This window comes from Achromobacter sp. GQ309 (assembly GCF_059759315.1).
The window spans coordinates 645,226-671,046 of sequence record NZ_JCAXDP010000004.1 but is presented as its reverse complement, the minus strand read 5'-3'; the positions used below and the strand labels follow the sequence as shown (position 1 = coordinate 671,046).

At 63.4% G+C, this 25,821-nt stretch carries 26 protein-coding genes and 1 other RNA gene; 12 read left to right on the top strand and 15 right to left on the bottom strand.

Going from position 1 to position 25,821, the window contains the following annotated elements; genetic code table 11:
- Window positions 1-743: 743 nt before the first annotated feature.
- Window positions 744-1,220, bottom strand: a complete 477-nt coding sequence (locus AC6CIE_RS16320; RefSeq protein WP_056566859.1) for an Lrp/AsnC family transcriptional regulator — start codon at window positions 1,218-1,220, stop codon at window positions 744-746.
- A 156-nt stretch (window positions 1,221-1,376) separates the two neighbouring features.
- On the opposite strand from AC6CIE_RS16320, the gene hppD reads away from it, so the two are divergent.
- Window positions 1,377-2,489 (top strand): 4-hydroxyphenylpyruvate dioxygenase, encoded by a 1,113-nt coding sequence (hppD, locus tag AC6CIE_RS16315; protein WP_175186401.1) that lies wholly within the window; start codon window positions 1,377-1,379, stop codon window positions 2,487-2,489.
- A 216-nt stretch (window positions 2,490-2,705) separates the two neighbouring features.
- Here the strand turns inward: hppD and msrA are convergent, their stop codons facing one another.
- From msrA to ilvD, 3 genes are all read right to left on the bottom strand, one after another.
- Entirely contained in the window at window positions 2,706-3,260 is a 555-nt protein-coding gene (msrA, locus tag AC6CIE_RS16310) for a peptide-methionine (S)-S-oxide reductase MsrA (protein WP_175125324.1), read from the bottom strand.
- A gap of 75 nt (window positions 3,261-3,335) precedes the next feature.
- Window positions 3,336-3,671, bottom strand: a complete 336-nt coding sequence (locus AC6CIE_RS16305) for a c-type cytochrome (RefSeq protein ID WP_175125326.1) — start codon at window positions 3,669-3,671, stop codon at window positions 3,336-3,338.
- Window positions 3,655-5,340, bottom strand: coding sequence for a dihydroxy-acid dehydratase (gene ilvD, locus AC6CIE_RS16300; protein ID WP_175186399.1), 1,686 nt, complete (start codon window positions 5,338-5,340; stop codon window positions 3,655-3,657). The genes AC6CIE_RS16305 and ilvD overlap by 17 nt, the downstream gene beginning before the upstream one ends.
- Window positions 5,341-5,470: 130 nt before the next feature.
- Between ilvD and lgt the strand changes: the two genes are divergently transcribed.
- Window positions 5,471-6,259 (top strand): prolipoprotein diacylglyceryl transferase, encoded by a 789-nt coding sequence (gene lgt, locus AC6CIE_RS16295; protein ID WP_056327922.1) that lies wholly within the window; start codon window positions 5,471-5,473, stop codon window positions 6,257-6,259.
- Here lgt and AC6CIE_RS16290 read toward each other — a convergent pair.
- The 4 genes from AC6CIE_RS16290 to AC6CIE_RS16275 form a co-directional block, all read right to left on the bottom strand.
- A complete protein-coding gene (locus tag AC6CIE_RS16290) occupies window positions 6,234-6,998 on the bottom strand; it encodes an SIMPL domain-containing protein (protein ID WP_175125330.1) in 765 nt (254 codons plus the stop codon). The genes lgt and AC6CIE_RS16290 overlap by 26 nt on opposite strands.
- An 83-nt stretch (window positions 6,999-7,081) precedes the next feature.
- Window positions 7,082-7,267, bottom strand: a non-coding RNA gene (gene ssrS, locus AC6CIE_RS16285) — 6S RNA.
- A gap of 31 nt (window positions 7,268-7,298) precedes the next feature.
- Complete coding sequence (locus AC6CIE_RS16280) at window positions 7,299-7,610, bottom strand: cell division protein ZapA (RefSeq protein WP_076518838.1); 312 nt, start codon at window positions 7,608-7,610, stop codon at window positions 7,299-7,301.
- On the bottom strand, window positions 7,611-8,057 hold the full coding sequence (locus AC6CIE_RS16275) for a hypothetical protein (RefSeq protein ID WP_175125332.1): 447 nt from the start codon (window positions 8,055-8,057) through the stop codon (window positions 7,611-7,613).
- Window positions 8,058-8,537: 480 nt separating this feature from the next.
- Between AC6CIE_RS16275 and AC6CIE_RS16270 the strand changes: the two genes are divergently transcribed.
- The 4 genes from AC6CIE_RS16270 to AC6CIE_RS16255 all read left to right on the top strand — a co-directional run bounded on the left by AC6CIE_RS16270 (window position 8,538) and on the right by AC6CIE_RS16255 (window position 13,272).
- Window positions 8,538-9,002 carry a tripartite tricarboxylate transporter TctB family protein gene (locus AC6CIE_RS16270; protein ID WP_063956077.1) on the top strand — a complete coding sequence of 155 codons (465 nt, stop codon included), beginning with the start codon at window positions 8,538-8,540 and terminating at the stop codon, window positions 9,000-9,002.
- 13 nt (window positions 9,003-9,015) lie between these two features.
- Window positions 9,016-10,521, top strand: a complete 1,506-nt coding sequence (locus AC6CIE_RS16265; protein WP_218342117.1) for a tripartite tricarboxylate transporter permease — start codon at window positions 9,016-9,018, stop codon at window positions 10,519-10,521.
- Between the two features lie 183 nt (window positions 10,522-10,704).
- Complete coding sequence (locus tag AC6CIE_RS16260; RefSeq protein ID WP_218342119.1) at window positions 10,705-12,309, top strand: gamma-glutamyltransferase family protein; 1,605 nt, start codon at window positions 10,705-10,707, stop codon at window positions 12,307-12,309.
- 57 nt (window positions 12,310-12,366) lie between these two features.
- Window positions 12,367-13,272, top strand: coding sequence for an NAD(P)-dependent oxidoreductase (locus AC6CIE_RS16255; protein ID WP_175125340.1), 906 nt, complete (start codon window positions 12,367-12,369; stop codon window positions 13,270-13,272).
- Between the two features lie 75 nt (window positions 13,273-13,347).
- Here the strand turns inward: AC6CIE_RS16255 and AC6CIE_RS16250 are convergent, their stop codons facing one another.
- Window positions 13,348-13,977: an FMN-dependent NADH-azoreductase gene (locus AC6CIE_RS16250; protein ID WP_175186393.1), complete on the bottom strand. Its 630-nt coding sequence runs from the start codon at window positions 13,975-13,977 to the stop codon at window positions 13,348-13,350.
- Between the two features lie 196 nt (window positions 13,978-14,173).
- Here AC6CIE_RS16250 and AC6CIE_RS16245 point away from each other — a divergent pair, with 196 nt between their 5' ends.
- Window positions 14,174-15,109, top strand: coding sequence for a LysR family transcriptional regulator (locus AC6CIE_RS16245; RefSeq protein ID WP_175125345.1), 936 nt, complete (start codon window positions 14,174-14,176; stop codon window positions 15,107-15,109).
- Here the strand turns inward: AC6CIE_RS16245 and AC6CIE_RS16240 are convergent.
- The 6 genes from AC6CIE_RS16240 to AC6CIE_RS16215 form a co-directional block, all read right to left on the bottom strand.
- A complete protein-coding gene (locus tag AC6CIE_RS16240; protein WP_175139057.1) occupies window positions 15,103-16,032 on the bottom strand; it encodes a 2-hydroxyacid dehydrogenase in 930 nt (309 codons plus the stop codon). The genes AC6CIE_RS16245 and AC6CIE_RS16240 overlap by 7 nt on opposite strands.
- Window positions 16,033-16,139: 107 nt before the next feature.
- On the bottom strand, window positions 16,140-17,663 hold the full coding sequence (locus AC6CIE_RS16235) for a tripartite tricarboxylate transporter permease (protein WP_175139058.1): 1,524 nt from the start codon (window positions 17,661-17,663) through the stop codon (window positions 16,140-16,142).
- Window positions 17,664-17,669: 6 nt separating this feature from the next.
- Window positions 17,670-18,098 carry a tripartite tricarboxylate transporter TctB family protein gene (locus tag AC6CIE_RS16230; protein WP_175139138.1) on the bottom strand — a complete coding sequence of 143 codons (429 nt, stop codon included), beginning with the start codon at window positions 18,096-18,098 and terminating at the stop codon, window positions 17,670-17,672.
- 329 nt (window positions 18,099-18,427) lie between these two features.
- Window positions 18,428-19,960, bottom strand: a complete 1,533-nt coding sequence (locus AC6CIE_RS16225) for a sensor histidine kinase (RefSeq protein WP_175125350.1) — start codon at window positions 19,958-19,960, stop codon at window positions 18,428-18,430.
- Window positions 19,961-20,647 (bottom strand): response regulator, encoded by a 687-nt coding sequence (locus AC6CIE_RS16220; RefSeq protein WP_056327910.1) that lies wholly within the window; start codon window positions 20,645-20,647, stop codon window positions 19,961-19,963. It abuts the gene before it with no gap.
- The gene (locus tag AC6CIE_RS16215) at window positions 20,628-21,200 is read right to left on the bottom strand and encodes an RNA pyrophosphohydrolase (RefSeq protein WP_056327909.1); all 573 of its coding nucleotides are present in this window, start codon (window positions 21,198-21,200) and stop codon (window positions 20,628-20,630) included. Before AC6CIE_RS16215 ends, AC6CIE_RS16220 begins: the two co-directional genes overlap by 20 nt.
- Before the next feature lie 65 nt (window positions 21,201-21,265).
- Here AC6CIE_RS16215 and AC6CIE_RS16210 point away from each other — a divergent pair, with 65 nt between their 5' ends.
- Genes AC6CIE_RS16210 through tolA form a run of 5 tightly spaced genes read left to right on the top strand, consistent with a single transcriptional unit; the run spans window position 21,266 to window position 25,811 of the window.
- Window positions 21,266-22,996, top strand: a complete 1,731-nt coding sequence (locus AC6CIE_RS16210) for a proline--tRNA ligase (protein ID WP_175125352.1) — start codon at window positions 21,266-21,268, stop codon at window positions 22,994-22,996.
- A gap of 57 nt (window positions 22,997-23,053) precedes the next feature.
- Entirely contained in the window at window positions 23,054-23,476 is a 423-nt protein-coding gene (gene ybgC / locus AC6CIE_RS16205) for a tol-pal system-associated acyl-CoA thioesterase (RefSeq protein ID WP_498092841.1), read from the top strand.
- 2 nt (window positions 23,477-23,478) lie between these two features.
- On the top strand, window positions 23,479-24,159 hold the full coding sequence (gene tolQ, locus AC6CIE_RS16200) for a protein TolQ (protein WP_056564211.1): 681 nt from the start codon (window positions 23,479-23,481) through the stop codon (window positions 24,157-24,159).
- Complete coding sequence (gene tolR / locus AC6CIE_RS16195; protein ID WP_105237338.1) at window positions 24,159-24,617, top strand: protein TolR; 459 nt, start codon at window positions 24,159-24,161, stop codon at window positions 24,615-24,617. Before tolQ ends, tolR begins: the two co-directional genes overlap by 1 nt.
- A gap of 39 nt (window positions 24,618-24,656) precedes the next feature.
- A complete protein-coding gene (tolA, locus tag AC6CIE_RS16190; RefSeq protein ID WP_498092838.1) occupies window positions 24,657-25,811 on the top strand; it encodes a cell envelope integrity protein TolA in 1,155 nt (384 codons plus the stop codon).
- Window positions 25,812-25,821 lie beyond the last annotated feature (10 nt).

The following is a 25,821-nucleotide window of genomic DNA, read 5'->3' as shown; positions in this document are numbered from 1 at the left end:
CAGGCCAAAACCCAAACCGCTGCACTCGCATCAAGCGCCCACACTTATCGGTTGTTTAATTGTTAAAGAGCGGTACTGCTAAATTCTGTACTACTTAACTTCAAAATCGAGGCGCTGATTTCTCAGCGCTTAGCGACTATCGAAACGTCAGGGTAAACCCTAATTTTTCGGCAACCGCCAAGCCCTCTACTATAACACAGCTTTTGCAGATTGTGCAACTGGCTTCTGCCTGATTTGCACCGCATCTTGCAACCCCGCTCAACTTTCAAGCGGCTTCGGGAAACCCGAAGGCTGGTTACCGCACAGGTGGCTGAAACATCGATTCGGGTAAACCCTGATTCGTCATCACCAGCCAAGCCCAAGACTATAGCACAATTTTTGCAGATCTTGCAACTGGCTTCTGCCTGATTTGCGCCGATCTTTGCAATAACCGCTTGGCCTCATTTCTGACTGCCTTTGCGGCAGGCCGGGAAAACCCACGAACCTGTTGCACCTGCTTGGCTTCGCTGTTCAAAACTGTTGGAGCAGCGAAGGAGCGAGACTATAGCACAGAAATTTGGCGTGTGCGATCAGCATGACACCCATTTTGCAGAAATGTGATTCTTTTTGGGGACGCAGTCGCGGGCAAGCCGCTGAGCCGGCGTTCTTCGATACCTATCTATATAGAGCGTGCGGGCTCGTCTCTATATATATAGAAGGCACGGGGATGGCTTCGACGGCGGCAGCCGCCCCGCTCAGTGAGTCTATATACGAAGCTCCGTCGTTTCCTTGATCTGCTGGAGCGCGAAGAAGGAACGCATGTCCACCACCGCCGGGTGGCGCATGAGGGTGTCCATGGCGAAGCGCGAGAAGTGCGCCAGATCGGCGACCTGGATGCGAAGCAGATAGTCCATGTCGCCGGACATGGCGTAGCACTCGACGACTTCCGGCCAGAGCTGGACGTCGCGTGCGAAGTCGCTCATGGGTGCGTGACTGGATCCGCTGTGCTTGTTCAGGCGGATATTGACGTACGCGAGCAGCCCGAGGCCTACCTTGGCCGCGTCGATGAGCGCCACGTATTTCTTGATGAAGCCCTGCTCTTCAAGACGCCGCACTCGGCGCAGGCAGGGGCTGGGCGACAGCGAGACGCGGTCCGCCAACTCCTGATTGCTGAGGCGTCCGTCGCGCTGCAGTTCAGCCAGAATCCTTAGATCTGTCCTGTCTAGCTCAATTCCGGACATCTTCCACCCCTCTAATTCGAAAACGAGCAATATTATTGCTCAAGTCTTTGCCTTTCGCGCCATCTTTGCAATTGTCTGCCCGGCCTTCGTACCTACAATCTGCGTCTAGACTTGAAAAACAAGTCGTCCTCACAAAACATGCAAGGGAGCAGACTTATGAGCAGCGCTTTCCAACCCTGGGACAACCCGATGGGCACCGCCGGGTTCGAGTTCATTGAATATGCCGCGCCGGACCCCGCCGCGCTGCGCAAGGTGTTTGAGTTGCTGGGCTTCAAGGCCATTGCCAAGCATCGCCACAAGGACGTGACGCTGTACCGCCAAGGCGGCGTGAACTTCCTGATCAACGCCGAGCCCGATTCCTTCGCTCAGCGATTTGCTCGCCTGCATGGCCCGTCGATCTGTGCGATTGGCTTTCGGGTGCAGGACGCCAACGCCGCCTACAAGCGTGCGCTGGAACTGGGCGCGTGGGGCTTTGATTCCCATAGCGGGCCGATGGAACTGAACATTCCTGCCATCAAGGGCATTGGCGATTCGCTGATCTATCTGGTGGACCGCTGGGCCGGCAAGGAAGGCCACGGCGGCATTGGCGACATCAGCATCTACGACGTGGATTTCATTCCGCTGGATCCGGCCAATGCGCAGACCGACGTCAACTGGCGCGGCGCGGGCCTGACGCTGGTCGACCACCTGACGCACAACGTGCACAAGGGCCGCATGGCCGAATGGTCGGAGTTCTACGAGCGCCTGTTCAACTTCCGCGAAGTGCGCTACTTCGACATCGAAGGCAAGGTGACGGGCGTGAAGTCCAAGGCGATGACGTCGCCTTGCGGCAATATCCGCATTCCCATCAACGAGGAAGGCACCGACGAGAAAGGCCAGATTCAGGAATACCTGGATCTGTACCGCGGCGAAGGCATCCAGCACATCGCCATGGCGACCGATGACATCTATGCGACGGTAGAAGCGCTGCGCGAGACGGGCGTCGTGTTTCTGGACACGCCGGAGACCTATTACGAACTGCTGGATCGCCGCATGCCGAACCACGGCGAAGACGTGGATCGCCTGCAGAAGAACCGGATCCTGCTGGATGGCGCGCCGGACGGCGGACTGCTGCTGCAGATCTTCACCGAAAACCAGATCGGTCCGATCTTCTTTGAGATCATCCAGCGCAAGGGCAACGACGGCTTTGGTGAGGGCAACTTCAAGGCCCTGTTCGAATCCATCGAGCTGGACCAGATGCGCCGTGGCGTTGTGAAGACCGTGGAATAAGGCTTGCAGATGGGCGCCAGGCGTGCGTCTACCAAGCTTGCCCAAAACCCCGCTGTGAAGCGGGGTTTTTCTTTGGGCGATCGTCAATCTGACTCGCGACGCATCGGGAAAAGCACCGCGTGGAAAAAAACCCCACATGCGAGAAGGCCCCGCTTTGATCGGCGGAACGCTTTCCGCCGTACGGGGCCTTCAGTCACGCGAAACGATTGCCGCCGCTCAGCGCTTCAGGCGATCCTGGAATTGCTTACGGAATTTGGCGACCTTGGGCGCAATCACAAACTGGCAATAGCCTTGCTCGGGATGCAAGGCGAAATAATTGCTGTGATAGTCCTCGGCCTGCCAGAAATGCGCCGGCGCCAGCAGCTTGGTCACGATGGGCGCATCGTAGACTTTCTGCGCCTCGACCTCGGCGATGACGGCTTCGGCCTGCTCGCGCTGCGACTCGTTCTGCCAGAAGATGGCGGACTCGTACTGCGGGCCGATATCGTTGCCCTGGCGACCCGGGGTGGTGGGATCGTGGGTGGCGAAAAAGACGCGCAGCAGATCGCTGTAAGAGAGTTCGGCCGGATCGAATTCGATGCGCGCGACTTCGATGTGGCCGGTGTCCTTGCCGCAGACCTGTTCGTAGCTGGGATTGTCGACGTGTCCGCCCGCGTAGCCCGGCAAGACGCTCTTGACCCCGCGCAGATCGACAAACACTGCTTCGACGCACCAGAAGCAACCGCCGCCAAGTACGGCGACTTCATTGCCCGGTGATGGTTGTTCTGCCATGACGATTCCTTTGCTGTAGACGGCCGCTGCGCGCGGCCGGCGCCCCCGGCTTGGTGCCGGGGCATAAGAATAAGGCTACTGCTTTGCCGGCGCCAGCGACAAGATCCATTCGGCCAAAGCACGGGCGTCTTCAGGCGTGACGTGGGTCTGGGCGGGCATGGGCACCGCGCCCCAGGCGCCGCGGCCACCGCCGCGGATCTTGCCCGCCAGGTAATCCACCATGGCGTCGCCCTGCCCCGCGTATCGTTCCGCCACGCTCTTCAAGGGCGGCCCGACCCGTTTGGCTTCCACCTGATGACAGGCCATGCAGGCCTTGCTCTTGGCCAGATCCAGGCCAGTGGTTTGCGCATGCACCGCGCCAGCGCCCAGGGCGCCGGCCGCGGCCAACAACAGACTAATCTTCAAACGCATCGGTTACTGCCCCACGGCTGGCGGTGCTGGCGAGCTTGCCGAACTTGGCAAGCACACCGCGTGTATAACGCGGCTTGGGCTGGACCCAGGCCTGGCGACGAGCCGCCATCTCTTCGTCGCTGATGTTGAGCTGCAGCAGCAGCTTGTGGGCATCGATGGTAACCGAATCGCCTTCCTGGATGAGGGCGATGGGACCGCCCACGTACGCTTCGGGCGCGACGTGGCCCACCACCATGCCCCAGGTGCCGCCGGAAAAACGGCCGTCTGTGATGAGACCCACGGTTTCGCCCAGCCCCTGCCCCACAAGCGCGGACGTGGGCGCCAGCATCTCACGCATGCCCGGACCGCCCTTCGGGCCTTCGTAGCGGATGACGACGACGTCGCCGTCGCGGATCTGCTGCGCCATGATGGCCGTCATCGCGTCGTCTTCGGAATCGAACACGCGTGCGGGTCCCGTGATGACGGGGTTCTTCAGCCCAGTGATCTTTGCGACGCAGCCTTCCGGCGAGAGATTTCCCTTCAGGATAGCGAGGTGCCCCTGCGGATAGAGCGCGCGATCGATCGGCATGATGACGTCCTGATCCGCGCGCGGCACGTCGGGTACGTCGGCCAACGTTTCCGCGATGGTCTTGCCCGTGATGGTGATGCAATCGCCATGCAGCAGGCCCGCGTTGAGCAGAAGCTTCATGACTTGCGGGATGCCGCCGGCACGATGCAGGTCGGTAGCCACGTACTTGCCGGACGGCTTCAGGTCGCACAGCACGGGCACGCGCCGGCGGATGCGTTCAAAGTCGTCGATGGTCCACGGCACTTCAGCGGCGTGCGCGATGGCCAGGAAATGCAGCACCGCGTTGGTGGAGCCGCCCGTGGCCATGATGACGGACACCGCGTTCTCGATGGCTTCGCGCGTGATGATGTCGCGCGGGCGCAGATTGCGCTTGACCGCGTCGACCAGCACACGCGCGGACTCGGCGGCCGATGTGACCTTTTCCTCGTCTTCGTTGGCCATCGTGCTGGAATACGGCAGGCTCATGCCCATGGCTTCGAATGCCGAGCTCATCGTATTGGCGGTGTACATGCCGCCACAGGAGCCCGAGCCGGGAATCGCGCATTTCTCGATCTGCTTGAAATCTTCTTCGGGCATGCGGCCCATGGTGTATTCGCCAACGGCCTCGAACACGGACACGATGGTGAGATCGTTGCCCTTGTAGCGGCCTGGCTTGATGGTGCCGCCGTAAACATAGATGCCCGGCACGTTGGTGCGCGCCAAGGCGATCATGCCGCCGGGCATGTTCTTGTCGCATCCGCCGATGACGACGACGCCATCCATCCACTGGCCTTGCGCGGCGGTTTCGATGCAGTCGGCGATGACCTCGCGCGACACCAGCGAGTACTTCATGCCTTCGGTGCCCATGGACATGCCATCGGAAATGGTGGGCGTGCCGAACACCTGCGGATTGGCGCGTGACGCGCGGATCGCGTCGATGGCGGCGTCGGCCAGCCGTTGCAGGCCGCTATTACAGGGCGTGATCGTCGAATGGCCGTTGGCCACGCCGATCATGGGGTTCTGGAAATCTGCTTCTTTGTAGCCCAGCGCGTAGTACATGGCGCGATTGGGTGCGCGCGCGACGCCTTCGGTAATGTGGCGGGAACGTTCGTTGTGCGGCATGGTCAGTGTCTCCTGTCGGCCGTCGGGGCGCGGACATGGCGAACGCACCCGGGGAAGCTGGCTCGCTTGGCATGCGAATCTTCAGTGCTCGCCGGTTATTATCATTCAACTTTATTGTGTCGGGCAGAACATGCTGGAATATCCAAAAATCGACCCCATCGCCCTGCAGATCGGGCCGCTCGCCATTCATTGGTATGGGCTGATGTACCTGGCGGGCTTCGCGCTCGTGTATTTGCTGGGCCGCCATCGCATCAAGAGCGGGCACACTACATCGCTGAACGTGCGGGACCTGGAAGACCTGATCTTCTATAGCGTGCTGGGCGTGGTGCTGGGGGGACGGCTGGGATATGTGCTGTTCTACAAGCCAGGCTATTACCTTTCGCATCCCCTGGAAGTGCTGTACCTGTGGCAGGGCGGCATGTCTTTCCACGGCGGCCTGATCGGCGTGATCCTGGTGATGCTGCTGTTTGCGCGCAAGAAGGGCCTGCCGTTCTTTGCAATCAGCGATTTCATCGCGCCGTTGATTCCGCTGGGCCTGGGTTTTGGCCGGCTGGGCAACTTCATCAACGGCGAGTTGTGGGGCCGTCCCACCGATGTGCCGTGGGCGATGGTGTTTCCCGACAGCGGTGACGGCCTGCCCCGCCATCCCTCGCAACTCTATGAGCTGGGCCTGGAAGGCATCGTGCTGTTCGCGCTGCTGTGGTGGTTTTCGAGCAAGCCGCGCCCGCTGGGACAGGTGAGCGGATTGTTCCTGATGGGTTATGGAACGTTCCGCTTCCTGGTGGAGTTCACCCGCGAGCCCGACAACTTCCTGGGTCTGCTCGCGGGGGGATTGAGCATGGGACAGTGGCTGTCGCTGCCGATGGTCGCCTTGGGCGCCATCATGTTCAGCCTTACTGCAAAACGATCGTCCCGTTGACGGCGACGCTGACCGTCACGTTCCCTGCTTCAAGGGGAACGCTGACGTCGGCGCTGCTGAAGGAACCGCCCTTCGCCATGGCCGCGCCCATCATGCGCGGCATCGGCGCGGGAGCGCCGGAGCCGCCGAGATCCAGCTTGGACAGGCGGTAGCCGGAGAAACCGAACGCGTTGGCTGCGGCCAATGCGCGGTCCTTGAAGGCCTGCGCCGCTTCTTTGAGAAGCTTGCGCTCTTCGGCTTCACGCGCGGCATCCGACAGCGAGAAGCTGATGTTGGAAATGGCGGTCTTGTCGGAAAGCTTGGAAGCCAGGGCCGCGGCAGCCGCGAAGTCCTTGGATTCCAGCACGATCTCGCCCTGGCCGCGCCACGAGGCGATCTTTCCCTTGTTGTTCATGTTGGGCCAGACGTTGAAGTTGCTGGTGCGCACTTCCACGTCCTTGGTGTCGCGCGCGCGCTTGACCACGTCTTCGAGCGCAGCGGTCAGCTTCTGGCCGGCGGTCGGCTGATCCGGCGCTTCGACTTCGGCGGACAGGGCGATGCGGACGGTGTCCTGCTTGACCTCGGACGAGGCCATCGCTTGCAAGGTCAGCTCCGGCGAACGGTTCGCGGCGGACTCGGCAGCGGCCGCCGGTGCGGGCGCCTGAGCCTGAGCGAAAACGGGTTGGGCCACAGCGATGGCGGCCACGGCTGCGCACGCCGCACCAAGCCTGGTGAGCGAAAAAACGGGGTGTTTGAACATGGACTGGTCCTATGTGGGAGGACGAAGGGGAATTGCCGAGAGGCACCCGACGCGGACCTGCTCCATGGCAGGTCCGCTGGGATAGATGCCCCGCCTGTGCCGTCAAGGCCGGCATCTCGAACCCTGAGGTTCAAGGTGGTCGCGTTCCGAAGAGCATCGGGTTCGTCTGCAAGAGACAATCACTCCAGCTCTGCACTCCCGCAACCAATATGCCAAAAAGACATAGGTTCAGAGAATGTATGGCCTAGTCACGAACACGGCAGGGACAAACTTGAAAATCTTGAATGCAGCTTATGAACGTTAGAGCAGTTTTTCCTGACCCGACAAGGCGTCATCGAGTACTGCGTTCATGTCCTCAATTCTACGCTTGAAGTCGCCGACCGCCAAACCGCCCAGCGGACCGTCCGGCGCTTTCATTGCAAGCAGCTCGCCAGCGATCTGCAATGCAGCCATCACAGCGATGCGTTCGTTGCTGGAAACCTTGCCCGTGCCCTGGATGCGCAGCATGAGCTGATCGACATGGCGCACGGCAGCCAGCAGCGTGGGCTTTTCTTCGGCGGAGCACGCAAGTGAATACTCACGGCCGAGGATCGATACGTCTACACGTTCCATTTAGTGTTGCTCTCCGGACGGCGCACCCGGCAAGCGGGCCAGGACGGCGTCGATGCGCTCGCGGGCCGAAGCGGCGGCCACACGCAAGCGCTGTAGTTCTGTGTCGCGCGATTGCAGGTTGCCCTGCAGTTCGCTTTCGCGGGCGGCGAAGCGCGATTCGAGCGCTTGGCGTTCGGCGGTTTCGCGAGCGAGTTGCTCGCGCAGCGCGGCTTCTGCCCGCTTGGCGTCCTCGAGCATGGCCGAGACGGCGCCGTCGTTATCTTGAAGCTTGCTTTGCAGCGTGACGACCTCGGCCTCGCGATCAGCAGCGCGCTGCTTGAGCACACGCTGCTCGGCTTCGAAGTCGTTCAGGCGGAGACGCAACGCGTCACGCTCGGCGTGGAGTTGGCGGGTGCGTTGCACCAGTTGCCCGATTCGGGCGGCGAGTTGGTCTAGATCTTGCAGCATGGGCGCTATCGTAAACCATCCTGGGTTGGACCGGGCCTCTTCACGCAAGGTGAGAAACCCGGCAATATTCAGTAGGAAATACGGTTGGGTTTTGGCGCGCGAAGGTTACCGGCTCTTGCCTGCCAAGAAAAGTCCCCATCCGTCGAAATTGCCGCATCCGGCCGATCCGGCTTTCGTGAATCTTTCTATAAACTTTCACTTAGCTTTCAAAAAGCCCTCAAACTTCTGACCGCGTTACAAACGGGGATCGGGAGTTCCCCAATTCTAGGGAAAACCCCAGCCTTTCACAGACCTTACAGGGTTTGCAGCGTGGCGGGCGTCCATTACCATTCGGCCTTTCAAGAAACCACGACGTCGCTTTCAGAATAATTAATGGCACCCCGAAGTGCCTTTTTTGTGCCTGTCACTCGCCTTTCGGCGAGCGTCCATCCGGCTACAAACCTCTTTTATCTACATGCTGTAAACAGGAGCCAACCAATCATGCAGCTACGCAATCGACAGGATTTCTGGTCGGGGGTGATGTTCATCGCTCTCGGACTGGGATTCGCCTGGCAGGCCAGCAGCTACCAAATGGGTACTGCTGCCCGAATGGGCCCAGGGTACTTTCCTTTCTGGCTAGGCATTGTTCTTGCATTGCTCGGCGCCATCGTGCTGCTTGGCTCGCTGTCCAAGAAAGCCCATGAAACTCACGTCGACAAGTTCGACTGGCGCATCGTCTTCCTGGTGGTGGGCTCCGTCGTGCTGTATGGCGTGATCCTCAAGCTGCTGGGCGTGTACATCTCGGTGTTCGTGCTGGTGGTCGTCAGCAGTCTTGCCAGCCATGAATTCAACCTGAAGGTCGCTGTTGCCAACGGCATCTTCCTGGTGGTGTTCACGTACCTGGCATTCATCAAGGGGCTGGGGCTGATTTTCCCGCTGTGGCCGTCGTTTCTGGGCATGAACTGAGGAGCAACCGGTCATGGAATTGTTTGACAACCTGATGATGGGTTTCTCGGTGGCGTTCACGCCCGAGAACCTGCTTTACGCACTGCTGGGCTGCATTCTGGGGACGCTGATTGGCGTGCTGCCGGGCATCGGCCCCGTTCCGACCATCGCAATGCTGCTGCCGATCACGTACGTGCTGCCCCCGGTGGCCGGCCTGATCATGCTGGCGGGTATTTACTACGGCGCCCAGTACGGCGGCTCCACGACGGCGATTCTTGTGGCGTTGCCAGGAGAAACGTCCGCGGTGGTGACCGTGCTGGACGGTCACCAGATGGCCCGCAACGGCCGGGCGGGCGCCGCGCTGGCAATTGCCGCGCTGGGTTCGTTCTTTGCCGGTTGCGTTGCCACGCTGCTGCTGGCTGCCTTTGCGCCTCCCCTGGCTGAAGTCGCGTTCAAGTTCGGTCCTGCCGAATACTTCTCGCTGATGTGCCTGGGCCTGGTCGGCGCCGTGGTGCTGGCCTCGGGCTCGCTGCCCAAGGCAATCGCGATGATCATCCTGGGCCTGCTGCTCGGCATGGTCGGTACCGACGTCAACTCGGGTGTTGCCCGCTTCGACTTCGGCGTGCCGGAACTGCAAGACGGCATCGACTTCGCCATCGTGGCCATGGGCGTGTTCGGCTTTGCCGAAATCATGACCAACCTCGAGCAGAAGGAAAACCGCGTCGACATCACCGACAAGATCGGCACGCTGTATCCGAATAAGCAGGAATTCAAGGAAGCCGCTCCCGCCGTGCTGCGTGGCACGGCGCTGGGTTCGGCCCTGGGTATCCTGCCGGGTGGTGGCGCGGTGTTGTCCTCGTTCGCGTCCTACACACTGGAAAAGAAGATCTCGAAGAATCCGCAACGCTTCGGCAAGGGCCACCCGGCCGGCCTGGCAGGTCCGGAATCGGCGAACAACGCTGCAGCTCAGACCTCGTTCATTCCGCTGCTGACGCTTGGTATCCCCGGCAACGCCGTGATGGCGCTGATGGTGGGCGCCATGACGATCCACAACATTCAGCCCGGCCCGCAAGTCATGACGAGCCACCCGGAGCTGTTCTGGGGCCTGATCGCCTCGATGTGGATCGGCAACCTGATGCTGGTGGTGCTGAACCTGCCGCTGATCGGCCTGTGGGTCAAGCTGCTCAAGGTGCCGTACCGCATCCTGTTCCCGGCGATTCTGGTGTTCTGCACGATCGGTGTGTATTCACTTAACTACAACCCGTTCGACATCTTCACCACGGCCATGTTCGGCATCATCGGGTATGTGTGGTCGAAGCTGAAGTGCGAAGGCGCCCCGCTGCTGCTGGGCCTGGTGCTGGGTCCCATGATGGAAGAAAACTTCCGCCGTGCCCTGCTGCTGTCGCGCGGCGACTTCTCCACCTTCGTGACGCGTCCGCTGTCGGCTACCCTGCTGGCCGTCGCCGTGTTCCTGGTGATCCTGGTGGCCCTGCCGGCCATCCGCAAGAAGCGCGAAGAAACCTTCGTCGAAGAAGATTAAGGCACAGCCGCCGCCCTGCCGCGGCGCTGACCTTCAAAACCCCGGGCCCGTCCCGGGGTTTTTCATTTGGGCGCGCCTGCGCCATCCGGCTGAAGACTACTGAAAATTACCTACAGCAACAAATCGTACATAGCCGATTTCATCTACGTTAAGCTACGGGTTTACCCCACGCGATGATTCGACATGAATTTCGACTGGAAGAATCCGTATACGAGTACCCGCACGCCCGTCTTTGCCCGCAACGTCGTCGCCACCTCCCAGCCACTGGCTGCGCAGGCCGGCCTGCGCATCCTGGCGCAAGGCGGCAATGCCGTGGACGCGGCCATTGCCGCGGCGGCAACCCTGGCGATGGTCGAACCCGTCAGCAACGGTTTGGGTTCGGATTGCTTTGCCATCATCTGGGACGGCGCCAAGCTGCATGGACTTAACGCTTCCGGACCGGCGCCTGCCGCCTGGAACGTGGACTACTTCCGGCGCAAGCATCAGGGCGCGGTGCCGGCGAGGGGTTGGGACAGCGTGACCGTCCCGGGTTGCGTGGCCGGCTGGGCGGCGTTGCACGAAAAGCTGGGCCGCCTGTCTTTCGCCGACATCCTGGCGCCCGCCATCGAATACGCCGAACGCGGCTTTGCGATCACACCGATGGTGCATCAGAAGTGGACCGCGCAGGCTGACGTGCTGCAACCGCAGCCCGGCTTTGCCGACCACTTCCTGCCGCGCGGCCGTGCGCCGCACATCGGCGAACATTTCGTGCTGCAAGGCGCGGCATCGACGCTCAAGCGCATTGCTGCAACCAGCGGGCGCGACTTCTACGAAGGCGAGACCGCTCACAAGCTGGTGGCACACGCGCAAGCGCACGACGCGGCCCTGACGCTGAAAGATCTGAGCGACTACACCCCAGAGTGGGTCACGCCGATCAGCCAGGCGTACCGCGGCCATACGCTGCATCAGATTCCGCCCAACGGCCAGGGCATCGCGGCGCTGATTGCGCTGGGCATCCTGCAGAACTTCGATCTGGCGGCGCGTCCGATCGATCATCCTGAGACGCAGCATCTGCTGATCGAAGCGATGAAGCTGGCGTTTGCCGACGTCTATGCGCACGTGGCCGACGAGCGCCACATGCGGGTCGCCCCCGAAGAGATGCTGCGGGCCGACTACCTGGCCGAGCGCGCGCGACTGATCGATCCGCGACACGCGCAGACTTTCGCGACCGGCCACGCGCCGCAAGGCGGCACGGTCTACCTGACCGCCGCCGACCGCAACGGCATGATGGTCAGCTTCATCCAATCGAACTACATGGGATTCGGATCCGGCGTCGTGGTGCCGGGCACGGGCGTCAGCCTGCAGAACCGTGGCCATTGCTTCAGCGCCGATCCCGAACACGCCAACGTGGTCGCGGGCGGCAAGCGGCCGTTCCACACGATCATTCCGGGCTTTCTGATGCGTGATGGCGCGCCGGTGATGAGCTTTGGCGTCATGGGCGGCAACATGCAGCCGCAGGGCCAGATGCAGGCGCTGGTGCGCATGCTGGACTACCGCCAGCAGCCGCAGGCCGCGTGCGATGCGCCGCGCTGGAAGTGGAACCAGGGCCTGGAGGTGGACCTGGAGCCGACGGTGTCCCCTGCCCTTGCGCAGGGGCTGCGCGAGCGCGGCCATGTGCTGCAGGGCATGGACGATCCGTACATGGACTTTGGATCGGGGCAATTCATCTGGCGGCTGGGCGACCCGGCCGTGGACGGCTACGTCAGCGCCAGCGATAGCCGCAGAGATGGACTCGCCGCCGGCTTTTGATTGCGTTAAGGTTAGTGTCCTGAAACAGACCTACCCTTATTCAGCGGAGTCCATTGCATGGCAACGATCGGTACCAAGAGCTACGACGCAGCCGTAGCCCAGAAAGTCGCTTTCCTCGGATTGGGCGTGATGGGCTTGCCCATGGCCGGTCACCTGGCCCGCGCCGGGCATGACGTCACGGTTTACAACCGGACCCCCGCCAAGGCGCAGGCCTGGGTCGCCGAGTTTGGCGGCCATAGCGCGGCCACCCCGCGCGAAGCCGTTGCCGGCGCGCAGATCGTCTTTGCCTGCGTGGGCAATGACGACGACCTGCGCAGCGTCGTGCTGGGTCCTGACGGCGCGTTCGCCGGCATGGCGCCGGGCGCCGTGTTCGTCGACCACACCACGGCTTCCGCCGACGTGGCGCGCGAACTGCACGCGAAAGCCAAGGAGCTGGGCCTGAACTTCGTGGACGCCCCCGTCTCGGGCGGTCAGGCAGGCGCCGTCAACGGCGTGCTGACAGTCATGTGCGGCGGCGAGCAGGCGGTGTTTGACGCCATCCAGCCCGTCGCGCAGTGCTTTGGCCGCGCAGTCACGCTGGTCGGCCCCCCGGGCGCCGGCCAGCTTGCCAAGATGGTCAACCAGATCTGCATCGCCGGCATCGTGCAGGGCCTGTCGGAAGCGATCGCATTCGGCCAGGCGGCCGAGCTGGACATGAAGCAGGTGCTGGACGTGATCAGCAAGGGCGCGGCGCAGAGCTGGCAGATGGAGAACCGCGGCGGCACCATGGTCGACGACAAGTTCGACTTCGGTTTCGCGGTGGACTGGATGCGCAAGGATCTGGGCCTGGTGCTGGCGGAGGCACGCAACAACGGCGCGCGCCTGCCGTTGACCGCGCTGGTGGATCAGTTCTACGGCGACGTCCAGAAACTGGGCGGCGGACGCTGGGACACGTCCAGCCTCATCAAGCGTCTGCGCGACTAAGCCAGCCGTCCTGGCCCAATGCAAAAGGCGAGCCTTCCGGCTCGCCTTTTTGCTTGATACGGCAGCGCCGCCGGGTCAGGCGGCGAGCGAGGCTTCGCTGGCGGCCGGCAGCAGCGCGTCGATGCGTTGCTTGGCCAGGGCCAGTCCTTCCAGCGCGGCCACTTCGCCCATGGCCATGCCTTCCGCGGCGATGAAAGTCACTTCGGTCATTCCCAGGAACGCCAGCATCTGGCGCAGGTAAGGCGTCATCGTGTCGGACGGCGTGCCTTCCGCCTTGCCACCGCGCGCGGTCAGCACGACCACCTGTTTACCCTTGACGAGCCCCTCGGGCACGCCTTCCGACGTATAACGGAACGTGACGCCGGCGCGCGCCAGGTGATCCAGGTAGGACTTGAACTGCGCCGGCAGGTTGAAGTTGTACACGGGCACGGCGAAGACGATGCGATCGGCTTCCATCACTTCGGCGACTAGCGAGTCGCTCAGTTCGACCAGACGCTGTTGCTCGACCGAGCGCGATTCAGCGGGCGTGAACAGGGCGCCAGCGGTGTTGCCGTCGAAATAAGGAATGGGTTGCGCGCCGATGTCGCGAACCTTGATGGCCGAGGCCGGGTTCGACGCCTTGATGCGGGCGATCAGGTGATCGGCCAATTGCTTGCTGTTGGAACGTTCGCCGAGAATCGAGGAAAGGATGACCAGGGTTTTCATTGCAGATATCTCCAGTGGGCCCGCCCGGAGTGGGCGGTATGGATCTGTCAGCGCCGCACCCGTCAGGATGATCGGGCGGGGCCTTGCCGCTTGGGCGGCGTTGGCAGATCCGTTGTGCATGGCGACACTGTAGTGGGACCGATTGAATACATAAATACGGGTATGATGAACTGTTCGTTCCAAACATAGAACAATCATGCAAGATCTCAATGACCTCTACTACTTTTCGCAAGTCGTCGAGCAAGGAGGCTTCAGCGCCGCAGCGCGCGCGCTGGACATTCCGAAATCCCGTCTATCCCGCCGTATCTCCCACCTGGAAGAAAGCCTGGGGGTGCGTCTTTTGCAGCGCACCACCCGCCGGCTTCGGCTGACGTCCGCCGGCGAGCGCTATCTGCATTACTGCCGGGAGATGGCCGCATCGGCGCGTGCGGCGGACGACGCGATGCGGCAATTGCAGGCGGAGCCGACCGGCCCGGTGATCGTGAGCTGCCCGGTGTCGATCGCGCAGGACGTGCTGGCCCCGCTGCTGCCGGAATTCCTGGATGCGTGGCCCGCAATATCGGTGCAATTGCTGGTGACCAACCGGCGGGTGGACCTGATCCGCGAAGGCGTGGACCTGGCGCTGCGGGTGCGCACGAAGCTCGACACAGACGCGGAACTGGTTGTCCGGCACCTGGGCACGGCGCGCGGCACGCTGGTGGCCAGTCCGGGATATCTGCAGCGCCACGGCGCGCCGGATACGCCGCAGGACCTGGCGTCGCACGTGACGCTGAGTTTCAGCGATCCGCAGAATGAAGTGCGGTGGCCGCTGCGCAATGACAAGGGCGAGGAGGTGCAGATCGAACTGAAGCCGCAACTGTCGTGCAACGACTTCATCGTGCTGACGGAAGCGGCCGTGCGCGGACGCGGCATCGCGTTGCTGCCGTCGATCGCCACGCAGGAGGAACTGCGCCGCGGGCAGTTGGTGCCGGTGCTGCCGCAATGGCAATCGCCCGAGGGCATCGTGCACTGCATCTATCCGTCACGGCGGGGCATGATGCCCGCCGTGCGGACGCTGCTGGATTTCCTGTCGCAGCGCCTGCCCTCGATGTACGAGCGGCTGGAGAAAGCCGTGACGCCCGCGCCTCAGTAGCCGCGCGAGCGCTCCACGACGCCGGTGATGGATTCGCCGCGCATCAGTTGCGCGACCTTACCCGCGATCTGTTCGATGCTTTCGTCGCGCAGCGTGCGCGCGGCGATATGTGGCGTGACATGGACGCGCGGGTCGTGCCAGAACGGGTGGTCTTTCGGCAGCGGTTCGGTGCGGAAGACGTCGAGCGTGGCGCCCGCGATTTCGCCCTCTTCGAGCATCTGCACCAGATCGTCTTCGACCAGATGCTCGCCGCGTCCCACGTTGACCAGATGCGCGTCAGGCAGCAACTGCGACAGCGTTTCGCGGTTGAGGATGCCTTGCGTGTCGGGCGTCAGCGGCAGCACGTTGACCAGAAAACGCGTGCGGCCCAGGAAGGCCGGCAAGGCGGCCTCGCCAGCGAAGGATTCAACACCCGGGATCTCGCGCGGCGAGCGCGACCATCCGGCCACGGGATAACCGAATTCGGCCAGGGTTTGCGCAACGCGCGCACCGACCTGCCCCAACCCGAGAACGCCCACGGGCCAGTCCGCCTGCCGGGTGCCCTCGCGGGTGTCCCAATGCTGGCGTGCCTGCGCCTGGTCGAAGGCTTCGAAATCGCGCGAGACGCGCAGCAGCGCATACAGCGCGTATTCGGCCATCTGCACGGCCATGCCGGCGTCTTCGAGACGCACGATGCGAACGTGGGCCGGGATCTCCGGCATCTTCAGCAAGGCATCGACACCCGCACCCAGATTGAAGAGGGTTTGCAGACCGGTTTCGTGCTGGAAGAGCTGGGCCGGCGGACGCCAGACCAGCGCGACCTCGGCACCAGACGGCGGGCCGTCGGGATTCCAAACCGAAATACGGCAACCGGGCATGGCGGCCTCGAGGCGAGGCACCCAGGCGTCAGGATCGTGATGGGGACAAGCAAAGAGAATGTGCATGGTGGCAGTGCGCGGGCGATGAAAACCCCAAGCATGAGGGATGCCGCCGCACAAATCAAACGGCCCGGCAAAAGCCGGGCCGCGTGTGCCAGAAGCAAGCCGAGGGATCAGGCCGTCTGCGGCAGCTGAGGCTTGTTCTTGCCCTTGTTGCGACGCAGGAAGGCCCATACCTGCAGCGCGATCAGCAAGGCGCTGGCGCCGATGAACCATGCGCTGATCGGACGTTCGACGAACACGGCCAGGTCACCGCGCGACAGCAGCAGCGCGCGGCGGAAATTCTCTTCGACCATGGGGCCGAGCACGAAGCCCAGCAGAATGGGCGCCACCGAGAACTCCAGCGTCATCAGGACCGCGCCGATCACCCCGAAAGCCAGCACTTCCCAGATCTGGAAGAGACTGTTCTGCGTGCTGTACACGCCCACCGCGATGAAGAACAACGCCGAAGGAAAGAGGTAGCGGTACGGCACCTGCAGCAGCTTGACCCACACGCCGATGAGCGGCACGTTCAGCACCATGAGCAGCACGTTGCCGACCCAGAAGCTGGCGATGAGGCCCCAGAAGATGTCCGGATGCTCGGTGATGAGCTGCGGGCCGGGCTGGATGCCCTGGATCAGCAGCGCGCCCAGGATCAGCGCCATCACGGCGTCGCCCGGAATGCCCAGGCTCATCGTCGGGATGAAGTCGACCTGCGTCTTCGAATGCGAAGATGCTTCGGGCGATGCCACGCCGGCGATCATGCCGGTGCCGAACTTCTCGGGCGTCTTGGAGACCTTGCGCTCCAGCGCGTAGGCGACGAAGGTGGTGATGGTCGGGCCGGTGCCGGGCATGGCGCCGAACAGCGTGCCGACGGCCGTGCCGCGCACCATGGGCCAGAAGGCGGTCTTCAGCTCCTGCTTGCTGGGCCGCATGTCGCGCAGTCGCAGCTTGGCGCCGCTGCCGATGATCGTCATGCGGTTCACGCTCATCAGGAAGTCGGCAACGCCGAACAGCCCCATCGAGATCGCGACCAGTTCAAGGCCGTCGGACAGGTCGAGCAGGCCGAACGAAAACCGGATCGTGCCGGTGTTCACGTCGGTGCCGACCACGCCGCACATCAGGCCGAACAGCGTCATCGCCACGCCTTTGAGCGGCGAGCCACGCGACATGGTGGCGCCCGCCAAGAGGCCCAGCAGCATGATCGAGAAGATCTCGGTCGGGCCGAACTTGAACGCGACTTCCACCAGCAGCGGCGAGGCAAAGATCATGACGATGATGCCGACCGATGCCGCGAAGAACGAGCAGATCATCGTGATGCCGAGCGCTGTCCCGCCCTTGCCCTGCTTGGTCAATGGATAACCATCAAGACACGTGACCGCGTGCGGCGGGTGCGAAGGCAGGTTGAGCAGGATGGCGCCGATGGCGCCGCCGTATTGCGAGCCGTAGAAAATGCCGGCCAGCATCAGGATGGCGGGCACGGGCTGCATGACGTAGGTCAGCGGCAGGAGGATGGAGATCGCGGACAGCGCGCCCATGCCGGGCAGCACACCGATGAGGTTGCCCACCAGCACGCCGAAGAACGACCACATCAGGTTGTGCCATTGGAACGCGACGCCGAAGCCGTACCAAAGGTCTACCAAAGCTTGAGAAATCATGGCGCATCAACCCCAGCGGAACAGCGGAAGCTGCAGTTGCAGCGCCCACCAGAAAACGACGACCGCGATCGCGGACATGGCGATCGACAGCAGGATGGCCTGTTTGATCGTGTTCTTGCGGTCGCCCAACGCCGAGATGAAAACGATGGCGAACGTGGCGGGCAGCAGGCCGCCGTAATGGCCCAGCAGCAGGAAAGCCAGGATGCCGAGCAGGATGCAGACGCTGCCGCGGATGTCCGGCATGCCGGTGGGATGGCCTTCGGCGGGCGCCGGGGCCGAGGGTTCGGCCGAGCGCGCCGACATCGCGATCAGCAGGCCGGTGAGCGCCAGCAGGCCGCCGAGCGCCGCGGGGAAGAATCCCGGACCCATGTGGCTGAGCGAGCCGATGTGGTAGTCGGTGCCGCCATAGATCGCGGCCATGCCGATAAGGACCATCAGCGCGCCGCCGTAATAGTCCTTTCTGTTGATTGTCTTTTTCACTTCCGTCCTCCTTCCTTGTGCCGGACAGCGCCGGCCTTTCATGCGCTGCACGAAGCGGACAGCGCCCGGCCCCTGACGACAGGCCGGATCGCAGATTACGGAAGGAAGCTGCTAATCCGCTTTCTATGCGCTGTCGCATTCCTGAATCCGGGGGTTATCCCTGATCGGCATGCGCGAAGCCGCGAAAAAAGCGGGCAGTGGGGAAGCGGACCTTGATGGATTGAGCGTCGAGGAAGGCGCTGGGGAGCGCCGCCTTATTGATTGCTCGGTTATTGATCGCCCGGTTATTGATCGCCCTTGAGCTGGACCTCGGCGGGCCGCGGATACTGCGATACGGTGGGCGCCAGCGGCAGCCACAGCACCGACGCGAGGCCGACGCCGCCCTGGTCGTTGGGCTCGCCATCGCGCAGTTCGATGTCACCCTCGTTGCGCCGGGCGTAGGCGCGCGCGATGCCCAGGCCCAGGCCGGAACCGGAGGAGGTCACCGGCTTGTCCGTACCCACCCGCTCGAACCGTGTGAACGCGCGCGTGCGCATGACGGGATCCAGGCCCGGCCCATTGTCGGAAACGGCGACCTCGACCCTGTTGTCGGCACGACAGACGGAGACCGTGATTTGCGCGCCGACCGGCGCGTAATGGATCGCGTTGTGCACGAGATTGGACAAGGCCTCGTGCAGCTCGGCCTCGTTGCCGGACACCGGCACCGGCGTGTCCTGGCCGTCTTCGGCATCGGCCTGCACCCAGCCCAGATCCTGCTGTTTTTCGTGCGCGAGCGGCAGGTACTGCAAGACGACTTCGCGCGAGACCGCGTTCATGTCGAGCAACTGGCGCGGGGTCTGGCCGGCCTGGTTTGCGTGCGCCAGCGACAAAAGCTGTTCGGTCAGCCGGCGCGTGCGCCCGAGCTGGTCGACGATGGCGCGAAGTCCCTCGCGCACGCGCGCGGGATCGCGTTCGCGCAGCGTGTATTGCGCCTGCGTCAGCATGATGGCGAGCGGCGTGCGCAATTGATGCGAGGCGTCGGCAAGAAAGTTGGATTGCTCGTCCAGCACCCGCCGGTAGCGGGCGATGTGGTGATTGACGGCTTCGACGAGCGGAGCGACTTCGCTGGGCACGCGCGAGGCGTCCAGCGGCGTCAGGTCGTCCGGACGGCGTCCGCGGATGTCGGCCTGCAGCCGGCGCAGCGGCTTCAAGGCCCACGACACGCCCCACCAGACCAGCAGCACGACCAGCGCCAGCATGCGTGAATCGCGCAGGATCTCCTGGCGCCGCGCATTGTTCTCGGCCTCGATGCGCTTGCCGGTGCTTTCGGCCACGACCACCAGCACCTGGCGATGCTGGCCCTGGTAATAGAGATCGCGCACCACGGAAACGACCCGCACGGGATCGTTGCGGTACACGCTGTCGTAGAAGATGGGTTGGCCGTTGGACCGGGGCCAGGACGGCGGGCGCGGCATTTCTGGCATGCCCAGCAGCGTCTTGCCCTGCGTCTGGGGCACGGGCGCCCCGTCGGGCAAGGGCGGATCGATTTCCTCGATGCGGAAATACTTGCGCAGGCCCGCCCGCGATTCGAGCATGACCTGCGCGTAGAGCGGCGTGGCAACCTGCAGGTTGCCGTCCGGCGTGAATTCCAGGCTGCTTTCAAGCACCCGCGCAGGTTCCACCAGCGCGCTGTCGTAGGCTTCGTTGGTGATCTCGGCCAGGGTGCGGTAGTCGTTCAGGCTGTCGATGACCAGCAGCACCACCACGCCGGGCAGCAGCAGGATGATGAGAAGCGCGCGGATGCCGACGCGCGGCAGTCCGGGAATCCGCAGGCTCACTTAGGGTTCCGCGGACTCGCTGGCGACGCTTTCCAGCATGTAGCCCAGCCCGCGCACGGTCACGATGCGCACGTCGCTGCCGGCCAGCTTCTTGCGCAGGCGGTGCAGTACGACCTCGATGGCGTCCGGATTGGCTTCGCTGTCGTGCGTGAAGACCTTGCCGAACAATTGCGACTTGTCCACCGGGTAGCCGCTGCGCGTCAGCAGCGCCGCCAGGGCGGCGTGTTCGCGCGGCGTCAGGAACAGCAGCGATCCGTCCAGCGTGAACGCACGGCTTTCGCTGTCGTAGGACAGCGAGCCGCACTGCAGGCGCGGATGCTGGCGGCCGCGGCTGCGGCGCACGAGCGCGGTCAAGCGCGCTTCGAGTTCTTCGAGAGCAAAGGGCTTGGTCAGGAAGTCGTCGGCGCCCAGGTTCAGGCCGCGCACACGGTCCTGCAGCGCACCTTGCGCGGTCAGGAGCAGGACGGGCGTGCGGTCGTCCCGGTTGCGCATTTCCCGGAGGACGACCAGACCATGCTTGTCGGGCAGGCGCAAGTCCATGACGATGGCATCGTATTCGGTGCCCGCCATGAAGGCTTCGGCCGTGCGCGCGTCCGCCGCGTGATCGGGCACAAACCCGCTCTGGGCGAGCGCGCGCATCAGCCAGGACGCCATGTCCCGTTCGTCTTCAACCAACAATATGCGCATGACCGTCCGTTCCTTCGGGCAAATTCTCTGCAGCCCGCTGACCATGCACCCGTTGGCGCAGGTAGCGGGTTTCGTGATGGCGCCGAAAGAGGATAGCCGACAACTCGTTCAACGCCTGGGTATAGACGTCTCGCTTGAACTCGATGACGGCATCCAGCGGAACCCAGTACTGGCTCCAGCGCCAGGCGTCGAATTCCGGATGCTGCGTCGCGCGCAAGCAAACATCACTGTCACGTCCCACCAGGCGCAACAAGAACCAAATCTGTTTTTGTCCTTTATAGTGGCCACGCCACTCACGCCGGACAAAGTGATCGGGCACGTTATAACGTAACCAATCGCGTGTACGCCCCAAAATACGGACATGCTCGGGCTTCAAGCCCACCTCTTCATGGAGTTCGCGATACATGGCCTGCACCGGGCTTTCGCCATACTTGATGCCGCCCTGGGGGAACTGCCACGCATGTTCCCTGATACGCTTGCCCCAAAAGACCTCGTTTCTAGTGTTGACGAGAATGATGCCGACATTGGGGCGGTAGCCTTCGCGGTCAAGCATGGGCCACCCCCACCGAATTCAATACAATTACGGTCGATTATACGTATCTGCTGCCACCTTTAAACATGCGCGCATCCAACTACCACATCAACACCCTCAAAGAAGCCCCGTCCGAAGCGGAAGTCGCCAGCCACCAGCTGATGACCCGCGCCGGCATGATCCGCAAGCTCGCGGGCGGCATCTACACCTACATGCCGCTGGGCCTGAAGGTCATCCGCAAGGTCGAGGCGATCATCCGCGAAGAAATGAACGCGGCGGGCGCCATCGAGCTGCTGATGCCCGTGGTGCAGCCGGCCGAACTCTGGCAGGAATCCGGCCGCTGGGAGCAGTACGGCGCCGAACTGCTGCGCATCAAGGATCGGCACCAGCGCGATTTCGTGCTGCAGCCGACGTCCGAGGAAGTCATCACGGACATCGCGCGCAATGAAATCCACAGCTACCGCCAGTTGCCGCTGAACTTCTATCACATTCAGACCAAGTTCCGTGACGAGCGCCGTCCGCGCTTCGGCCTGATGCGCGGCCGCGAGTTCACGATGAAGGACGCGTATTCCTTCGACCGTGACGAAGCCGGCGCCCAGAAGAGCTACGACACCATGTTCGCCGCCTACATGCGCATCTTCGGCCGCCTGGGCCTGGAGTTCCGCGCGGTAGCGGCCGATACGGGTTCCATCGGCGGCACGCGCAGCCATGAGTTCCAGGTGATCGCCGACACGGGCGAAGACCTGCTGGTCTACAACGCGGACTCGGACTACGCTGCCAACATCGAGCTGGCCGAGGCGCCCAGCCTGTACGCCACCCGTGCCGCTGCCGCCCAGACGATGCAAGACGTCGCGACGCCGGGCGCCGCCAAGTGCGAGGACGTGGCCAAGCTGCTGGACATTCCGCTGGAGCGCACGATCAAGTCGATCGTCCTGGCCACCGACGGCGAAAAGGGCAAGGTCGACATCTGGCTGCTGCTGCTGCGCGGCGACCACGAACTGAATGAAATCAAGGCGGGCAAGCTGCCGGGCCTGTCGGGCTTCCGCTTTGCCACCGAAACCGAGATCGTCGAATACTTTGGCTGCAAGCCCGGCTACCTGGGCCCGGTCAAGACGGTCAAGCCGGTCCACGTCATCGCCGACCGCACCGTGGCCAACATGGCCGATTTCGTGTGCGGCGCCAACCGCGAAGATTTTCACACCCAGGGCGTGAACTGGGGCCGCGACCTGCCCGAGCCCGAGCTCGTGGCCGACCTGCGCAACGTGGTCGCCGGCGACCCCTCGCCCGACGGCAAGGGCACGCTGTCGATCCAGCGCGGCATCGAAGTGGGCCACGTCTTCTACCTGGGCAAGAAGTACTCCGAAGCCCTGAAGGCCACCTTCCTGGACGAAACCGGCAAGCCCGCCGTCCTGGAAATGGGTTGCTACGGGATCGGCGTGACCCGCATCGTGGGCGCCGCCATCGAGCAGAACCACGACGCGCGCGGCATCATCTGGCCCCGAGCGCTCGCGCCGTTCGAGGTCGTGATCTGCCCGGTGGGCTGGGGCAAAAGTGAAACGGTGCGTGACACCGCGCAAAAGCTCTATGAATCCCTGCTGGCGCGCGGCGTTGATGTCGTGCTGGACGACCGCGATGCCCGCCCCGGCGTCATGTTTGCCGAGTGGGAACTGATCGGTGCGCCGCTGCGTGTAACAGTTGGAGAACGCGGCCTGAACGATGGTGTGGTGGAATTGCAGGCCCGCCGGGAAACCGAAGCGGCCAAGATTCCGGTAGAGTCCGCGCTTGAAGCCGTGCTGACCAAGCTCGACACGCTCTAACCTTGTAGCCACTACGGACTTTCCGCGTCCCGACCCGCATATCATCTGTTGAGTACCGTGACCGACCCGAAGTCCGCCGAATCCACCCTGCAAGTCCGCGTCTACTACGAAGACACGGATGCCGGCGGGGTGGTTTTCTACGCCAACTACTTGAAATTCCTGGAGCGGGCCCGCACCGAATGGCTGCGGGACCTTGGCGTCAACCAGTCCGGACTGGCCGCCAGCGAGCAACGGCTGTTCGTTGTCCGCGCCCTGGACATGTCCTACCGCAAACCGGCCAGACTGGACGATTTGCTTACCATACGCAGCCGAGTCACCAAACTGGGCCGCGCTTCGATACACTTCGCGCAGCGCGCGGAGCGCAACGGGGAACTGCTTGCCGAAGGCAACATCCAAGTCTGTTGCGTCGATGCCGTTCACATGCGGCCGGTGGAGTTGCCGGCTGACATTCGCGCAAAACTGGAATTCATTCAGGAATAACCATGCAAGTCACCAACGACATGTCGTTGCTTTCGCTGATTTCGCACGCCAGCGTGCCGGTCCAGCTCATCATGCTGATGCTGTTGGGCATCTCGATCATGTCCTGGACCTACATCTTCGCCAAGCGCATGGCCATCAAGCGGGCCCATGACCAGACGCGCCGCTTCGAAGACGACTTCTGGTCGGGCGGCGACCTGTCGATGCTGCAGCAGGCCGTGGCCTCGCGCCGCGACGAGCAAGGCGCCCTCGCCCGCATCTTCGATGCCGGCATGACCGAATTCCTGAAGGCCCGCCGCGGCAACGCCAGCGGCGATGCCACGGCCGTGCTGGACGGCCCGCGCCGCGCCATGCGCGCCGCCTACCAGCGCGAAATGGACTCGCTGGAATCCCACCTCAACTTCCTGGCGTCCGCCGGTTCGGTGTCCCCGTACATCGGCCTGTTGGGCACGGTCTGGGGCATCATGCACGCCTTCATCGGCCTGTCGAACATGCAGCAGGCCACGCTGGCCTCGGTGGCCCCCGGCATTGCCGAGGCGCTGATCGCCACCGCGATCGGCCTGTTCGCCGCCATCCCGGCCGTGGTTGCCTACAACCGCTTCACGAATGACATCGACCGCATCTCGATCCGCTTCGACAGCTTCGTCGATGAATTCCTGAACATTCTGCAACGGCAGGTGCGCTAATGCCCTCGGTAAGCTCGCGCGGCAGGTCCGGCCGCCGCATGAAGGCCGACATCAACGTGGTGCCGTACATCGACGTGATGCTGGTGCTGCTGGTCATCTTCATGGTGACCGCGCCCCTGATCACGCCCGGACTGATCCAGTTGCCGTCGGTGGGCGCCGCCTCCGACGTGCCGGTCAAGCCCCTGGAAGTCCAGATTTCGGAAGACGGCAAGATCGCGCTGCGCATGCGCGAAGCCGGCGCCACCATGCAGGACATCGCGCGCCCCGAACTGGTCGCGCAAGTGCGTTCGCGCATTACTGCGGAAACGCCGGTGGTGATCGCCGCCGACGGCAAGGTGCCCTACGAGACGGTCGTAAAGGTCATGGACGAGCTGCGCACCAACGGCATCACCCGCCTGGGCCTGCTGGTGGACCAGTCCGGTGCCGCCTCCCAGCCCGTCCCCGCCAAGAAACGCTAACGCGCCGCCCTCCGCCGGCCTGGCCGGCATGCACCGCACATGACGCCACCCATAATTCGACACCGCAGCGGCCCGCCGGCCACCCCGCCCAACAACGACAACCGGAATTCGCTGATTCTGGCTGTGGCGGTGCACCTGCTGCTGCTGGTTGCCCTGATCTTTGGCGTGAACTGGCATACCGAGAACCCTGGCCCCGTCCAGGTGCAGCTCTGGGCAGACGGCAATTCGCCCGTCTCGCCGCCGCCCACGCCCCAGCCCGAACCGCCCAAGCCGCAACCCAAGCCCCAGCCCGAGCCGGAGCCGGAAAAGACGCCTGAGCCGCCTCCTCCGCCGCCCCCGCCGCCGCCTCCCGAGCCCGAACCGCAAGTTCAGGCCAAAACCGAGGAAGTCGATCCCGAGATCGCCATCCAGGAAGCCAAGAAAAAGCGCGAGCAGGAAGAGAAAGCACGCGAAGCCGCCGAGGCCGCCAAGGAAAAGGCGCGTCTCGAGGAAGAGCGCAAGCAGGCCGAACTGAAGGAAAAGAAGCGCCTGGAACAGGAACGCCAGGCCGCCGAAAAGGCCGCGGCTGAGAAGGCAGCCGCCCAGAAGGCGGCTGCGGAGAAAGCTGCCGCCGAGAAGGCCGCCGCTGAAAAGGCCGCAGCCGAGAAGGCCGCTGCCGAAAAGGCGACTGCCGAGAAGAAGGCCAAGGAAGAAGCCGCCAAGAAGGCGGCTGCTGAAAAGGCTGCCGCGGAAAAGGCCGCTGCCGAAAAGGCTGCGGCTGAAAAAGCTGCCGCTGAAAAGGCGGCTGCCGAGAAGGCTGCCGCCGCCAAGAAGGCCGCCGCCGACAAGGCGCTGAAGGACGCGTTCCGCAACGACGCCCTGGGCGCCGCCGGCATTCCGGGCGGCACCGCCGACCGCAATCAGGCGGGCGGCGGACGCGACAGCGGCTACGGCGCCAAGGTCCGCGCCTGCGTGCAACCCGGGGTGGCGTATCCGCCCCCGCCCCGCAGCGGCTCGGGAAATCCGACCGCCCAATACCGGGTACAGTTAGGTTCTGACGGGAAGGTGAATGGCGTTACGTTGACCAGTTCTTCTGGCAACTCCGGCTTCGACCGCGCGGTCGAGACGGGCATCCGCCGTTGCAACCCGTTCCCGAAGCCCTCGACGGGCCGCTACGAACCCATTATTGACGTTGTCTACAGAATGTATGACTGACAGGAGATTG

Coding starts and splice junctions, on each gene's coding strand:
- AC6CIE_RS16255 (WP_175125340.1), top strand. CDS start 12,367: ATGGCAACGATCGGTACCAAGAGCTACGACGCAGCCGTAGCCCAGAAA.
- AC6CIE_RS16245 (WP_175125345.1), top strand. CDS start 14,174: ATGCAAGATCTCAATGACCTCTACTACTTTTCGCAAGTCGTCGAGCAA.
- AC6CIE_RS16215 (WP_056327909.1), bottom strand. CDS start 21,200: ATGCTTGACCGCGAAGGCTACCGCCCCAATGTCGGCATCATTCTCGTC.
- AC6CIE_RS16280 (WP_076518838.1), bottom strand. CDS start 7,610: ATGGAACGTGTAGACGTATCGATCCTCGGCCGTGAGTATTCACTTGCG.
- AC6CIE_RS16260 (WP_218342119.1), top strand. CDS start 10,705: ATGAATTTCGACTGGAAGAATCCGTATACGAGTACCCGCACGCCCGTC.
- AC6CIE_RS16240 (WP_175139057.1), bottom strand. CDS start 16,032: ATGCACATTCTCTTTGCTTGTCCCCATCACGATCCTGACGCCTGGGTG.
- AC6CIE_RS16320 (WP_056566859.1), bottom strand. CDS start 1,220: ATGTCCGGAATTGAGCTAGACAGGACAGATCTAAGGATTCTGGCTGAA.
- AC6CIE_RS16210 (WP_175125352.1), top strand. CDS start 21,266: ATGCGCGCATCCAACTACCACATCAACACCCTCAAAGAAGCCCCGTCC.
- AC6CIE_RS16275 (WP_175125332.1), bottom strand. CDS start 8,057: ATGCTGCAAGATCTAGACCAACTCGCCGCCCGAATCGGGCAACTGGTG.
- AC6CIE_RS16250 (WP_175186393.1), bottom strand. CDS start 13,977: ATGAAAACCCTGGTCATCCTTTCCTCGATTCTCGGCGAACGTTCCAAC.
- AC6CIE_RS16235 (WP_175139058.1), bottom strand. CDS start 17,663: ATGATTTCTCAAGCTTTGGTAGACCTTTGGTACGGCTTCGGCGTCGCG.
- AC6CIE_RS16290 (WP_175125330.1), bottom strand. CDS start 6,998: ATGTTCAAACACCCCGTTTTTTCGCTCACCAGGCTTGGTGCGGCGTGC.
- tolA (WP_498092838.1), top strand. CDS start 24,657: ATGACGCCACCCATAATTCGACACCGCAGCGGCCCGCCGGCCACCCCG.
- msrA (WP_175125324.1), bottom strand. CDS start 3,260: ATGGCAGAACAACCATCACCGGGCAATGAAGTCGCCGTACTTGGCGGC.
- ilvD (WP_175186399.1), bottom strand. CDS start 5,340: ATGCCGCACAACGAACGTTCCCGCCACATTACCGAAGGCGTCGCGCGC.
- AC6CIE_RS16270 (WP_063956077.1), top strand. CDS start 8,538: ATGCAGCTACGCAATCGACAGGATTTCTGGTCGGGGGTGATGTTCATC.
- AC6CIE_RS16265 (WP_218342117.1), top strand. CDS start 9,016: ATGGAATTGTTTGACAACCTGATGATGGGTTTCTCGGTGGCGTTCACG.
- hppD (WP_175186401.1), top strand. CDS start 1,377: ATGAGCAGCGCTTTCCAACCCTGGGACAACCCGATGGGCACCGCCGGG.
- AC6CIE_RS16305 (WP_175125326.1), bottom strand. CDS start 3,671: ATGCGTTTGAAGATTAGTCTGTTGTTGGCCGCGGCCGGCGCCCTGGGC.
- AC6CIE_RS16220 (WP_056327910.1), bottom strand. CDS start 20,647: ATGCGCATATTGTTGGTTGAAGACGAACGGGACATGGCGTCCTGGCTG.
- tolR (WP_105237338.1), top strand. CDS start 24,159: ATGCCCTCGGTAAGCTCGCGCGGCAGGTCCGGCCGCCGCATGAAGGCC.
- lgt (WP_056327922.1), top strand. CDS start 5,471: ATGCTGGAATATCCAAAAATCGACCCCATCGCCCTGCAGATCGGGCCG.
- tolQ (WP_056564211.1), top strand. CDS start 23,479: ATGCAAGTCACCAACGACATGTCGTTGCTTTCGCTGATTTCGCACGCC.
- AC6CIE_RS16230 (WP_175139138.1), bottom strand. CDS start 18,098: ATGGTCCTTATCGGCATGGCCGCGATCTATGGCGGCACCGACTACCAC.